Genomic DNA, 13,141 nt, shown 5'->3' on the forward strand with positions numbered 1-13,141 from the left:
AGCCCTGCGGTCCTATCGGGCCAACGAGGCGATGTCGTTGAACATCTCGAGCGCATCTCTCTCGGCCCTGGCGACATAGGCAGCCGCTGCAATGTTGTCTTGCTCCCGCCAGGACGTCGCCAGTTGGAAAGCGGCGGCCGGATCTCCAGCCAGGAACTGGGAAAGGCCCGCATCTTCGAGCATACCGCGCGTCTTCGAAGTATTGGATGCCATGGATGCAAAGGGCGTTCCCGCCATCAATGACAGGCAGGCGGCGTGGAACCGACCGGCAATCAAACCCTTGGCCTCTGCTATCGTGGTCAGGATGTCAGCGGCCGGGCGGAAGCGTGTCGTGTCCCGTATCATGGCCATGCGCGAAGCCATCAGCGGCCGGAAGACCGACTTGCGAAAGGCGCGATATCCGATCCGTTGCGGTTGACGCGGGGCCGGCGCTTCATCGGCGACGCCATCCGGCATGAAAACTGCGAAAGGCCGGGCCGACTTGTCGAGAAATGGATTCGAGGGCTCACAGGTGTTGAGGTTCAGGTAGGACGCATCTCGGCGCCGGAGAGCATGCTCAAGCAGCTGCTTGTTCCGTTCGCTGTTGGCGTTGTCCGTCACGACCATCGATCCGCCCCTTGAGGATGACCGATACGAACTCATTGCGCGACTGGACAATGTCAGGTCCGGTACGACTTCCACCTTCAAACCGGCGAGCCTGGCGTTGTGTGCGCTCCGTGACTCCCTGACGTAAATGCGGTCGAATGCTTCACAGGCGCGCGCTATGGCATCGTCGTTCTCCTCGTAAACCGAATTGACGAGTATGCTCGGAACTCCGGCACTGCGGCAGAACGGTCCCACGTCCGCCAGTGCCTTGGCTTGCCTGCTTGAGTGGTGGAGTGTCCCCTCGCCATTAACGATGACGAGATCTGCCTTCCTCATTTCATCTTGAAGAGCAGATTGTGTGCGCCAGTCCGTATGAACGGACGATGTCGCTACGACCTGTATGCCGTGTGAGGCAGCAAGCTTGACGATCTGCGATACGACAAGCCTGCAGCCCAGATGCGGTTTCGTGGATGTGTCGTTGATCAAGATCGCCTTGCTGTCAGACATCGCCCATCCCTCTCCGGCTCGCCAGCAGCGATACGCCTCACGCAGCCCGCGCCGTAGGTTCCACGAAACAGAAGCTATCAACACGGAACTTGAATGTCTCCCGCCTGGTTCTAGTTGTACATATTCTCATTTAGAAGATATACATGCGCTAATTTAGAATAAGTGAGTCACGCAGGAACCGTTTGAGGCCTGAACTGAATGTTTCGCTATGCTGTGGTAACCTGCGCTGACATGAGAATGATGCCAGCTGCGATCTGCGCGCTTCTTTCCGTCTTCCAGAAGAACTCCCGCGCCGACACGAAGTATATTCTGATTGGCATCGACTTACAGCAAAGCGCCCACGACGATATTCGCAGATTCAACGAAGCCAACGGGATGGATATCGAAATCGTCACTTACAGCGAACCACCTGGCCTTGCAGCCACCTCGGGACGCTGGCCTCCGGCAACCCTCGCCCGCCTCTTCATCGACCTGCTCATTTCAGCTTCCTTCGAGCGCGTACTCTACGTCGACGCGGACATACTCGCAGCGGCGCCTGTCGGCGACCTCATCACGGCAGACCTCCAAGGCAAGGCACTTGGCGCGGTCGATGACTACATCATGGCTTTCCCGGAGAAGGCACGGAGGAGAGAACAGAAGCTTGGCCTGATGTTCGGGCCAAGATACTTCAATGCCGGCGTGCTGTTATTTGACTGGCAGAAGTGTCTTTCAGAAGGGCTGCTGGCGCGTGCGCGCGCTTTGATCGAACGGCCAAACGCAAAATTTGACGCGAACGATCAGGACGTTCTCAACGTTGCGTTCCAGGGAACCTGGCTTCCGTTGCCATTCCGCTGGAACGTACAGACCGGAATGCTGCCCTTCGTTTCAGATCCCGCTGTTGTCCATTTTACCGGCCGGCGCAAACCCTGGCAGCATTCGATAAACTGGGCCCATCGCAAATTCGCGGGCCAGTATTCGGACCTTCTGAGTGGAACTCCATGGTCCGAATTCTGCGAATGCCGCTCTCCCGCACGCGATTTGGGCGACTTCGCCTTGTACGTCGGGAGTACCGTCGGCGGGCTGGCGAGAGCGAAAAAGGTCAAATCGTATTTCAAGGGCGGCATGCGCCCCACGGGCGCTTAGTGGCTGGTCGATGAATTCAAATCCAATGCCGCTGAATTTTAGAGAGAGGGACGAATGGCGGCAGTTCTTCTCATCGTTTTCGCACATCGTTCTGGTCGGAAACAGCGACCGCACCGAACCTTTCCGGCTTACGGAAGCGTTTCCCCAGTCAGCGCTCTTCGTATTCTTCAACAAGGTCTACAAGGTCCTTAACAGAAGTTTTGACAGGCCTTCGTTGCTGGTGGCGCGAAGCGGGACAAGTGGCGCCAACATTGTCCATCGCAAGGAAGTGAAAGATGTCCTGAGCTTCTTTCCAGAAGAGGCGCTCGTAGGCATCGTCAACATTCGCGTAGCACCGTCAGAGCAATTCAGCCCCAAATCGGCTTTTGAAGGTGCCAAAGTCTATCATCTGGATCTCACCTCGTTGACGAAGGATTACCCCGCCGGAAAAATACCGACGAGCGGTTTTGCCCTGACGCTGTGGCTTCGCGATCTCCAGCCTGCCGCAGAAATCGTGCTTGCGGGGTTTTCGGGAACAAGGGGCGAAACATGGAAAGTCTTCAACGTTCACGATTGGACTTACGAGCAGGTCTTCCTCCGGCTTTGTGCCAAAAGAGGAGAGATCGCGGTATTCAATCAGGACGGTGACGTCACACGAGCCGCTGCCTTGTTGAAGAGCTTTCCAGACATGCCCCCTGCCGAACTGCTCATGGAGATGACCGCAGTCCTGGCGGAACGTCAGGACAGCGCGAACGACCAGATCGATCGGCTGATGTCGGTGACGAAGTTCCAGCGAGGTCTGGATGCCCTTTTCCGTCGCATCAGACCCAAGACACGAAAACAGCGGGAGCAAGCCCGACTGAAGAAGGACCCGAATTCATGAGTCGGGCTGGCAACAGCCTACCGAGCGGACAAACCAGCGAGAGGCACTCAGATGGATCAGGAAACGATTCGGATATTCATCGGTTTCGATACAAAAGAAGCAGTCGCCTATCATGTTTTATCGCAAAGCATCCTGGAGAGATCCACGCTCCCCGTTGAGTTCAGCCCTATTGTCTTGTCGAATCTGGGCGGCATTTTCACCCGCGAGCGCAATGCTCTTCAATCAACAGAGTTTTCATTCTCGAGATTTCTGACCCCCTATCTAAGCAGCTTTAGGGGCTGGAGCATCTTCATGGACTGCGACATGCTTGCTCGCGCCGACATTGCCGAATTGTGGTCGCTGCGAGACGAGCGCTACGCCGCGATGTGCGTCAAGCATAATTACACGCCGAAGGTGGAGACAAAATTCCTGGGTCAGACGCAAACCAAGTATGAGAAAAAGAACTGGTCGAGCCTCGTCATGTTCAACAACGACAAATGCCGCGCACTCTCCCCCGAGTACGTCAATACTGCGACCGGGCTGCAGCTTCATCAGTTCAAATGGCTTGAGAACGATGACCTGATCGGTAGTATTCCGGTGACCTGGAACTATCTCGTCAACGAATATGAAAAGCGCAATGATGCCAAGCTCGTTCACTTTACCGATGGCGGTCCTTACTTCGAGGAGTACAAGAACGACGACTATGCCGACGAATGGTTCGCAGCAAGGGACCGGGTATTGTTCGTTCAGCAGCGCGCAAACTGAGCGCTCAGTCCGGCGTTGAGCAGACATGGAATCGACCTATGACCCGCCCGTCCTTCAGCGCCCTCTCCGGGTATGGGCGGTCAGTGAGCAGAAGATAGGCACTCTTTCGCAGTGCCTCGGTGTGGGGCGTTATTTCGACCCCACTCCCTTGGAAAAAATTATCGTTCCGCGCCATGGACTGAAGCGGTTGCTCGCGCCGCCGATCTTCCGTCGCTCCGAGCCTGAACCGGACATCCTGATTTCTTGCGGATACCGGCCGGAGAAGCCGGTTCTCAAGGCCAAACGTGCGTTCGGCAATCGGCCGATCGCCATCCATCTGCAGAGACCGGAGATCGAAGGCTACGACTACGTCTTCGTTTCGCGCCATGATTGGACCGACGAGCTCTCGAGCAGATCCAACTACTTCCCGATGGTTGGGGTGCCGCACCGGCTCAGTCCCCACGTGATCGAAGAACGGCGTGCGTCTGCGCGAGCGACCTATTCGCCGGACGACGGCAAGGTTGCCGGTGTCTTTGTGGGTGGGGCGAATGGTGCTTACGAGTATGACCCGTTGGCACTCAACTCGATCGTGGGCGCCGTGACGCATCTCCAGGAGCAAGGTTGGCGCGTGCTGGTTTCCACGTCGCGCCGGTCGAGTGAGGCAACACTTGAACAGCTGCTGAGGCTCCGCAGCGACCGCGTCCAGGTTTGGGACGGGACACTTCCAAATCCCTATCTCGACTTTGTTGCCGCCGCGGACGCTTATCTCATCGCGAAGGACTCCATCACCATGCCGTGCGAAGCACTGGCATCCGGAAAGCCGGTCTATTCATTGGACCTCACCAAGATCCAAGGTCCGCGTCTGGAGAAGTTCGAGCGCTTCCACAGCGACTTGCAGCAGACCCTTCGGCTTACAAGACCTTTCGAAGGAAGCCTCGAACCCTACGACTACGAACCGCTGAATGAAGCTGCGAGGCTGTCCGCCATCATCCGCGACGAAATGAGCCTTCCTGCTCGCTAGGCTCTCCCCGCCATAACGGCAAGCCCGTCGTTTCCGCGACTTCCGGGTCTGCCGTATAAATTGGGCAGCGGAGGCTCATCAATTTCTTGAGCATCTGAAAGTCGGTATCGCCATGCATCCGGACGAGATTCTCGCTGTTATAGGCGTGACCGCTGGAGCGAGGATTGATGCCGCTCAGGATAACGCACGAAGCCCCGCTATGAAGCGCAAGCATCGCGGCAATCACTCCATTCGAGTACTTCGTTGATGCATCCAGCTCAAAGTTGAGGATGCCGCTGACCGCCCGCACCAGCGCAACGCGCCGATAGCGGTCAATGATCTGAAGTTCGTCGTAGCCGTAGTCAAACCGCTTCAATCCGGCCTCCAGCCGCGAAAGGGCATGCCTCCACAGCATCAAGTAGAGCGTGCCTGTGCGTTTGGCTTGAAGGACCCTGCGGACCTCGCGGGCGTTGGTGTTTTCGCCTTCGATCTGGTTGAACATCATGACGGTGATGTCGGGCTTCGAAATCCCCCATCGCTCAAGCGCCTGCTGCGCCGCATTGATCGTGATCAGGCGATATGAGCCATCCAAGCCCACCGGCCTGGATGCCACAGGCGCAGAACCGACGACCACCACCTTCTTACCAGCGAGTGTCGGATCCACCCACGGCTTTGGCCTTACCCACTGGTATTTGATGAAGCGGTAAAGCCACTGTTTTGCCTCGAACAATTTCCGGCGCACGGTCCCCAACCGCTCATCTCCTTCCGATCATTCGATCGTTTTCAGCCAGCGTCACGGCCGCCCGCAGCGAACGTCGATACCTTTTTCAAACTGAATGTAGTATTCGATAATATATGTCAGGCACACGATAAAACGGAATTAGTTGCGATGGCGATGGACCCGGCTCTAAAGAGCGTCAAAGGCAGCAGAAAATCACGCTCGCCCGACGAAGCCACGCTAGAAACTATAAAGTTCGAACATCAACGTTGGCTTACGAAGCTGGGAATATTGGATCGGCCCTGGCTCATACTGGGTTCGGCACCGGAGCCTACTCTCCCATCGGACATTCTGCAAAACTGCGCCCGGGTCGACATCAACAACGCCGGCCGGACGGCGGAAATATTGAGCCTGGGACCAGCCGATCTGACAATACGCAAGCGGAGGAAAACCTGGAAAGAACATCCGCGGCTGCGCACCCGCGGACTGCTTTGGTTTCACACCGCTCCGCTGTTCATGATGCATCTTCGGCTTTGGATGAAGCCGGCCGTCAGGGTCGGCAGCCTCAAGCGGGCCACCAAGGATGAGCGTGATGCGATCGTCCGCCGGATCGTCGGCTCCATCCCTGAGGACATTGGCCGCTATGGCAAGGCAACGAATGGCGTCGCCAGCGTTTGTTATGCGCTGTTCCTGGGCGTGCCAACGGTCGTGTTATCCGGCATCTCGGTTGTGAAAATGGGGCATTCCTACAACGAGGTCGGAAAGCAAAGAAAGCAGATCGATGAGGATCGGTACGTGCTGCAGAAGCTCAGCAGCTTCCCCAATGTTGTCACCACGGAGCCGGAGCTATCGCGAGAGACCGGAATAAGGCTGGTGACAAGCATGTCCGAGCTGCGATAGATACAACGACGCCTTTCCTCGTATTTCCCGTAGGCTTGCCGTGGGTGTAGGACTGTCAAGGCTGTCCGGTGATGTCGGAACTTAGCGCAGCAAACTCGACCGTCAGTCGGCGGCAGTCAACTCCCCGCCAATCCTGATCCGGCCGCAGGACTCGCGGCATTCTATTTGAGTAGTGTGATTTGGGCTTGGTCCGGTACCGTACGCTCCCATACCTTCATGTCTTATTTTATTTCTTTCTAAATTAGTCTTTAGTAGGGTCTCACCATCAACGTGAGGAGGAGTAGCATATGCAGCGAGTTGAGCCGAACAACGCGAGCACTGGAGCCACGAGCGTTTTGTGCGTGAAGGAGTTCGCCAAGCGGCAACGTATCTGTGAAACGGAAGAGGCTCGCTTGCTCAAGCTGTTCGGTCCATTTGCAACGGCCTGCGAGCTGCTGCACAACGTGAAGCGAGAGCCCAGGTGGCGTTGATGTGAACGGGAGCTGTCGGGGGCTTTGCGGGCTCGCATATCCACAGTTCAACAGCCACCCAAAAGCAAAGGCCGCCGGAAACGGCGGTCTTTGCTTTTAGCGTCTATAAACCGTCCGGCACGAGGCCATGCCGAATGCCCAGACCCCCGGCACGTAATTAGGATGCGTCTGCATTCACGTCTTTCTATAAGGAGGCTGCCGACATTGCGGATATGCTTAGAATGCGCCACACGGCGCGGTTCAGTGAGCTGCAATGCGGTCGCGCATGCCTGCCAAGACCGTGTCGAAGACGAACGATATTGATTCTGCACCAGATGCAGAAAGATGATCGCCATCCTTGTACCGGACGATACCACCGGCTGTCGCATTGCATGAATGGTCGTCACAAAGAGATGGCAAAGGATCTATGACGTTGACGTCCAATTCTTTGGCAACTTCGTCAAGCAGGCGCCGCGCTACAGCCTGTCGCGCATCAACGGATCCCCGGGGTATCTCCAGCTGAGGGGTTTTTCCGAGCATGGAAAGACGCGCAAGGTGTTCCGGCACCGCATATCCCATCTCTGGCACATCCATGATTAGCGACACTTCAGCGCCGATTGCTTGCAGTTCCCTGATGTGGTCGAGCAGGCGCGCCTTTACCGGCTCGGCAGACTCGTTGGAAGCTGAAGTCGCTGGCGGCTCAGACTGCACACTCTGGTTCGGCAAATCCGACTTGGGAAGGTACTTTCTCCAATAAGCGGCCAGCAAAACGTGACCTATCCCGCTTTCCTTTACAAACGCCTGCACAGCTTTGTTAAACCCGTCACAGCGGCCGACCCTATCGGGTCTTATGAGGCCGCCTGAAGCGAAGGGCGGGCATCCGGCGCTTCCCACAAAGACGCCACTGATACCTGCTCTGCTAGCTGCGATGTCCAGTCCGGGGGCGATCGCCGCCGCATGGGAGTCTCCCCAAAGGATGAATTCTGGACGAGCTGTCGGTGCTCCCATTCTGCAAATTTTTCCACCTTGCACATCTACCGCCAGAAGTCCTCGCCCATCGGGATCGGCGAAACAGCCGGGCTCGAGAAACCGGCTGCCGTCGTGCTTGGCTGTGTACAGCCGCGAGGCTTCTCCCTTTAGACGCTGAGGAAGGCCGTCTTTGCTGATGATGAAAGCGTTGACTGAAACAAAAAATGCCACAACGGCCGTCAGAATGACAAAAGCATATTTGGGCTTCTTGACCGCAAGCGAACCAAATCTGAACGGCAGCTCTACGAAACGCCAAGACACTAAGCCGAACAGGAGCGAAAGAACGATGACCAGTCCAACGGCTGTTCCCGTGGATGCCGGTTCGTAGAAGTACGGAAGGAAGATGATAATTGGCCAATGCCAAAGATAAATGGAATAGGATATCCCGCCGATGAACGCCATCGGCGCGTTGCCAAGCAATGCTTTTGCCATCTTCGATTGATGACCGAAAGCGACGATCGCCGCCGCCGACAGGCAAGGAACTAGCGCGGTGAGCCCGGGAAAGGCCGTCGTTTCAGAGTAGGCCATCGCGGAGAAAAGCAGGCCCGCAATGCCGAGACATGGCATCACCTCAGCGACCGCGGGGTTCAGGGCGGGCTTGTATACCGCGATCAATGAGCCGAGGATCAACTCCCAAAAACGGAATGGCAAAAGGTAGAATGCTTTTGTCTGATCGACCTGAACCTCCAGTTGGCTCCAGACGAGAGACGCTGTCAGAGCAAGGACCAAGGCCGGAAGTATCAAGCCTTTCCTGATCCGAAAAAGAAGCGTCAGCCCGAGGGGCAAGATGAGGTAGAATTGCTCCTCTACAGAAAGCGACCAGGTGTGCAAGAGAGGCTTTGTCTTCGCTGCCAAGTCGAAATAGCCACTCTCGCGTTCGAACTGGATATTGGAATAGAAGAGCGCCGTCGCCCGTGCACTACGCGCATAGTAAGTCAGTTCCTCTGGCATGAAGAGCCAGAACGAAAGCGCCGAGATTGCCGCCACCATGACGAACAGCGCAGGCAAAATTCGCCTCATCCGCCGGACATAGAAGTCGACGATCGAAAAGGTCCCCTGCGAGAGGTCCCGCAGGATCATTGTTGCCATGAAATAGCCTGACAAGACAAAAAACGCGTCGACGCCAACATAGCCGCCCGCAAATCCACCCACACCAGCGTGGTACAGAACAACGGCCAACGCTGATTGCGCGCAGGCCATCTAACTCCGGCCTGTAGGAAACACCTGTGAACATTGGAGACCAATCTCGCTTGGACCTATGGCAGATGTTTGATAAGACTGGCTCGTCAAAGGACAACGCACGCGGACCACCCGAAAGTCACTCCTACGGGTCACGGGTTGATAAGACACCCCCAGGGCAGAATGATGGTGTGATGGGCGGACCGCTAACCATGACTGTAACCGGCAGGCCGTGGTGAATTTTACGAATGGTGCAGCCAGGCGTTTACCACCAGCAAAACAACCACTCACCAAGCTGTTGGTTTATTGGTGAGAGCGATGGGATTCGAACCCATGACCTACTGATTAAAAGTCAGTTGCTCTACCAGCTGAGCTACGCTCTCCCTTGTTGCCTCAGGCAAAAAAAAGCGCCCCGGCTGGAAGTGCGCGGAACATAGGCAGGCGACCTGATGCGGTCAACCGAAAAATCTTCCTTTTGGCCATGTTAGGCACATTTCTTGCCGGAGCGCGAAAAGGTGATTGGCAATCGGCTGGTCGCGGCGCTACGACATCGACCTGATTGCAGCCGGAGAGAATGCGTGTCGATTGCCGATATTTCCCTGTTGAGTGCCCTGCTTGCGGGCGCCCTCTCCTTCCTTTCTCCCTGCGTGCTCCCCCTCGTTCCGCCCTATCTCTGCTATATGGCAGGTGTTTCCGTCGAACAGTTCCGGGGCGGCAATACTGTCGCTGTCGCGCCTGATATACGCCGCGGCGTGCTGTTTTCAGCGCTGTTCTTCACGCTCGGATTCGCAACGGTGTTCGTCGCGCTCGGCGCCGGCGCCTCCAGCATCGGAATGCTGCTGCGCCAGCATCTCGATCTTCTGGCGAAGATCGGCGGGCTCATCATCATCGTCATGGGACTGAATTTCCTCGGCGTCTTCCGAATCGGGCTGCTGGCCCGCGAGGCGCGTTTCCAGAGCGGCGGCAAGCCGGCGACGCTGACCGGCGCCTATATCATGGGTCTTGCCTTCGCCTTCGGCTGGACGCCGTGCATCGGCCCGGTGCTCGGCGCAATCCTAGGTGTCGCGGCGTCGCGCGAAACTGTCGGCTCCGGCGCAGGACTGCTCGCCGTCTATTCGCTCGGGCTTGCGGTTCCCTTCTGGATCGCCGCCGGCTTCTCCGGCGCCTTCATGAACTTCCTGACGCGCTTCCGCCGGCATCTCGGCACGGTCGAAAAGGCTATGGGGGCGTTTCTCGTGCTGACAGGGCTGGCATTCATGTTCGGCTTCATCAGTCAAGCCGCAATCTGGTTCCAGGAGACCTTTCCAATCCTGATGCAGATCGGTTAATCCGAAAGCACTTCGCTTCGCACTGCAACATTATTGGACGGTCCAGTGACCGACATCATCAGCCTGCTCCTGCCCTTCTTCGGCCTGATCCTCATTGGCTATATTGCCGCCAAGGTGACCAAACAGCCCGCCGAGGCTTTGGGCTGGCTCAATACCTTCATCATCTATGCCGCCCTGCCCGCGCTGTTCTTCAAGCTTGTCTCACGCACACCGGTCGAAGATCTCACCAGGATCGATTTCATCGCGACCGATCTCGCGGCCACCTATTTCATCTTCGTCCTCATCTACATCGTCGGCCGCCGGATCAGAAAGAACCGGATGGATGAGTCGACGATCCAGGCATTCGCCGGAGCCTATGGCAATATCGGCTACATGGGGCCTGGCCTGGCACTGCTCGCTTTCGGCGAAAGCGCCGCCGTCCCGGTCGCGCTGATCGTCTGCGTGGAAAATGCCATGCATTTCATTGTCGCCCCGGCGATGATGGCGGCAGCGGGCGACGACCAGCGCCCGCGCGGGCAGATTGCCGCCGACATCGTCAGGAAGGTTTCCCTGCATCCCTTCATTCTTTCGACCGCTGCCGGATTTCTCGCCGCCGCGCTGCACTTCGACCAGCCTCCGGCGCTCCGGCAGCTCGTCGACTATTTGGCGCAGGCGGCGGCGCCCTGCGCCCTCTTTGCGATGGGCGTAACGCTGGCGCTCAGGCCGCTGAAACGGGTTCCGGCGGAAATCGGCTACATCGTTCCGGCGAAGCTGATCGTGCATCCGCTCGTGGTTTATGCGGCGCTGACGCTCGTCGGCGGGTTCGAGCCGGTCTGGATCTATGCCGCGATGCTGCTCGCCTCGCTGCCGACGGCAACGAATGTCTTCGTCATCGGCCAGCAATACCATGTCTGGCAAGAGCGCGCCTCCGCGACGATCCTGATCACGACGGCGCTTTCCGTCGTGACGGTGTCGCTGTTCCTGATCGCGATAAAGTCAGGCTTTCTTCCGGCGTAGCTTTTCCCGGAACGCAGCCGGAATATCGCGGAAGCCGCGGCCGGGCTCGATGCCCTCCCGCATGACGATGCCGCGAAGCGGAGGGATCGCCGATAGGAAATGGAGACCGGCGGCGCGTAGCATCTGCACCGGCAGGAAATCCGAGAGAAGCGACCGGTTGAGGAGATCGACGCCGAGCGTGCGGCTCATGATATCGGCGCGGCGCTTGCGGTCGAACCGGTCGCCCGAATCGGCCGGGATCGGCAGTTCGGCGCGGTCGCAGAGAATGTCCGTCAGCGCCATGATGTCGCGCAGGCTGAGGTTCATGCCCTGAGCACCGATTGGCGGGAAGACGTGCGCGGCTTCGCCGATCAACGCCATCCGCCGCTTGCCGAAACGATGCGCCATCATGCCCGAAAGCGGCCAGACCTGAACCCCTTCCTCGACGCTCACCTTGCCGAGCATCGACTGCATTCGCTCCTCGACCGCGCGGCTTAGTTCCTCCAGCGGCAAATCCGCCTTCGCAGCGGCCTCCTGCGGGTTTTGAACCCAGACGAGGCTCGACCGGTTACCCGGCAGCGGCACTTGCGTGAAGGGCCCATGCTCGGTGTGAAACTCGGTGGAAGTGTTCTCATGCGCAAGGGAGTGGCTGAAATTCAGCACCACGGCCGATTGCGGATAGGACCAGTTGCGAACACCAATGCCGCCCGTCTCGCGGAGCTTCGAGTTACGGCCGTCGGCGCCGACGGCAAAATCAGCCGGAACGGTCTCGCCGTCTGCCAGTGTAATGGAAACGGCGTCTTCGCCGACATCAATGCTTTCGGCAAAGGCGGTGAAGCGGGTGATATTGCCTTCGGCAGCTGCGGCGGCCTCGAGCACCCGGCCCAGCGCCCTGTTGGAGAGGTTATAGCCGAAAGCATTGAGGCCTACTTCAGCCGCCCGGAAGGTCGTGGTCGGCGCGCGCAGCAGTCGGTTCGTACCGTCGACAATGCGCATGCTGGTGAGCGGTGTTGCCTCGGGCCGCAGCTTGTCCCATAGCGCGAGACGATCGAGGAAGCGGATTGATTGATCCATCAGCGCCGTCGTGCGCCGGTCTTCCTGTGGTGAAGGCGGGGCAATCAGCGCCACGTTGCGGCCGCCGCGGGCAAGTGCGACCGCAGCCACCATTCCGGCGAGACCGCCGCCGATCACCGCCACTTCGAAATGTTTCATTGCATCGCTTCCGTCATCAGATGACGGCGAGCCGGCCTCACGCGGCCGGCCTCGCCTGACGGCGCCAACTATAGCCCTTGCCAGCCTCGGCGTCACGCACAGCCGGCTGATAATGATGCGGAATTCCCGGCAGGCGGTTTTCGGCCAGCCGCTTCAGCGCGGTCTCGTTCGTGACGGCAAAGCTGTCGACGCCGACGCGCAGCATCAGCGGGATCTGGTCGATCAGAACGTCGCCCACGGCGCGCAGCTCATTGGTGTAGCCCAGCCGCTGGCGGAGCAGCGAGGCGTGGCTGAAGGCGCGCCCGTCGTTGAACGCCGGGAACGCGACGGCAACGATCTCGAGGCGATAGAGGTATGGCTCAAGCCTGCGCACGTCGTCGGCCGGCTTGATCAGTACGCCGAGGCCAACATCATTGCTCGCCTCGGCCTTCGTGATCAGCTCGTCGAGGCTAAGCAGCGGCTGCTGGTCGCCGGTGGCCTTGACTTCGTCGGTTTCGATCACCCACGGATCGTTGGCGACAAAACCCGTTTCTCTCCAGATCTTCGTCATCG

General features: G+C 58.2%; 12 protein-coding genes and 1 tRNA gene. 7 read left to right on the forward strand and 6 right to left on the reverse strand.

What is annotated here, in order from left to right; genetic code table 11:
* Positions 1-12: 12 nt before the first annotated feature.
* On the reverse strand, positions 13-1,092 hold the full coding sequence (locus HGP14_RS25965) for a polysaccharide pyruvyl transferase family protein (protein WP_168832757.1): 1,080 nt from the start codon (positions 1,090-1,092) through the stop codon (positions 13-15).
* A gap of 198 nt (positions 1,093-1,290) precedes the next feature.
* Here HGP14_RS25965 and HGP14_RS25970 point away from each other — a divergent pair, with 198 nt between their 5' ends.
* Genes HGP14_RS25970 through HGP14_RS25985 form a run of 4 tightly spaced genes read left to right on the forward strand, consistent with a single transcriptional unit; the run spans position 1,291 to position 4,820 of the window.
* Positions 1,291-2,214 carry a glycosyltransferase family 8 protein gene (locus tag HGP14_RS25970; RefSeq protein ID WP_168832758.1) on the forward strand — a complete coding sequence of 308 codons (924 nt, stop codon included), beginning with the start codon at positions 1,291-1,293 and terminating at the stop codon, positions 2,212-2,214.
* A gap of 10 nt (positions 2,215-2,224) precedes the next feature.
* Positions 2,225-3,076: a 3-deoxy-manno-octulosonate cytidylyltransferase gene (locus HGP14_RS25975; protein WP_168832759.1), complete on the forward strand. Its 852-nt coding sequence runs from the start codon at positions 2,225-2,227 to the stop codon at positions 3,074-3,076.
* 51 nt (positions 3,077-3,127) lie between these two features.
* Positions 3,128-3,820, forward strand: a complete 693-nt coding sequence (locus HGP14_RS25980; RefSeq protein WP_168832760.1) for a glycosyltransferase — start codon at positions 3,128-3,130, stop codon at positions 3,818-3,820.
* Between the two features lie 25 nt (positions 3,821-3,845).
* Positions 3,846-4,820: a mitochondrial fission ELM1 family protein gene (locus HGP14_RS25985; protein WP_168832761.1), complete on the forward strand. Its 975-nt coding sequence runs from the start codon at positions 3,846-3,848 to the stop codon at positions 4,818-4,820.
* Here the strand turns inward: HGP14_RS25985 and HGP14_RS25990 are convergent.
* Positions 4,786-5,550, reverse strand: a complete 765-nt coding sequence (locus HGP14_RS25990) for a membrane-anchored protein (RefSeq protein ID WP_205927343.1) — start codon at positions 5,548-5,550, stop codon at positions 4,786-4,788. The genes HGP14_RS25985 and HGP14_RS25990 overlap by 35 nt on opposite strands.
* 372 nt (positions 5,551-5,922) lie before the next feature.
* On the opposite strand from HGP14_RS25990, the gene HGP14_RS25995 reads away from it, so the two are divergent.
* On the forward strand, positions 5,923-6,417 hold the full coding sequence (locus tag HGP14_RS25995) for a hypothetical protein (RefSeq protein ID WP_168832762.1): 495 nt from the start codon (positions 5,923-5,925) through the stop codon (positions 6,415-6,417).
* A gap of 710 nt (positions 6,418-7,127) precedes the next feature.
* Here HGP14_RS25995 and HGP14_RS26005 read toward each other — a convergent pair.
* Both HGP14_RS26005 and HGP14_RS26010 read right to left on the reverse strand, forming a co-directional pair.
* Positions 7,128-9,095, reverse strand: a complete 1,968-nt coding sequence (locus HGP14_RS26005; RefSeq protein WP_168832764.1) for an acyltransferase family protein — start codon at positions 9,093-9,095, stop codon at positions 7,128-7,130.
* Between the two features lie 286 nt (positions 9,096-9,381).
* Positions 9,382-9,457: transfer RNA gene (locus tag HGP14_RS26010), tRNA-Lys, on the reverse strand.
* Between the two features lie 195 nt (positions 9,458-9,652).
* Between HGP14_RS26010 and HGP14_RS26015 the strand changes: the two genes are divergently transcribed.
* Positions 9,653-10,402 carry a cytochrome c biogenesis CcdA family protein gene (locus HGP14_RS26015; RefSeq protein WP_168832765.1) on the forward strand — a complete coding sequence of 250 codons (750 nt, stop codon included), beginning with the start codon at positions 9,653-9,655 and terminating at the stop codon, positions 10,400-10,402.
* A 45-nt stretch (positions 10,403-10,447) separates the two neighbouring features.
* Positions 10,448-11,398: an AEC family transporter gene (locus tag HGP14_RS26020; RefSeq protein WP_168832766.1), complete on the forward strand. Its 951-nt coding sequence runs from the start codon at positions 10,448-10,450 to the stop codon at positions 11,396-11,398.
* Here HGP14_RS26020 and HGP14_RS26025 read toward each other — a convergent pair.
* Positions 11,378-12,589 carry a UbiH/UbiF family hydroxylase gene (locus HGP14_RS26025; RefSeq protein ID WP_168832767.1) on the reverse strand — a complete coding sequence of 404 codons (1,212 nt, stop codon included), beginning with the start codon at positions 12,587-12,589 and terminating at the stop codon, positions 11,378-11,380. The two genes, HGP14_RS26020 and HGP14_RS26025, sit on opposite strands and share 21 nt — an antisense overlap.
* Before the next feature lie 37 nt (positions 12,590-12,626).
* On the reverse strand, positions 12,627-13,139 hold the full coding sequence (locus tag HGP14_RS26030) for a DUF934 domain-containing protein (protein WP_168832768.1): 513 nt from the start codon (positions 13,137-13,139) through the stop codon (positions 12,627-12,629).
* Positions 13,140-13,141: the final 2 nt, after the last annotated feature.

The sequence above is a fragment of the Rhizobium sp. P32RR-XVIII genome (genome assembly GCF_012641395.1).
Lineage (GTDB): Bacteria > Pseudomonadota > Alphaproteobacteria > Rhizobiales > Rhizobiaceae > Rhizobium.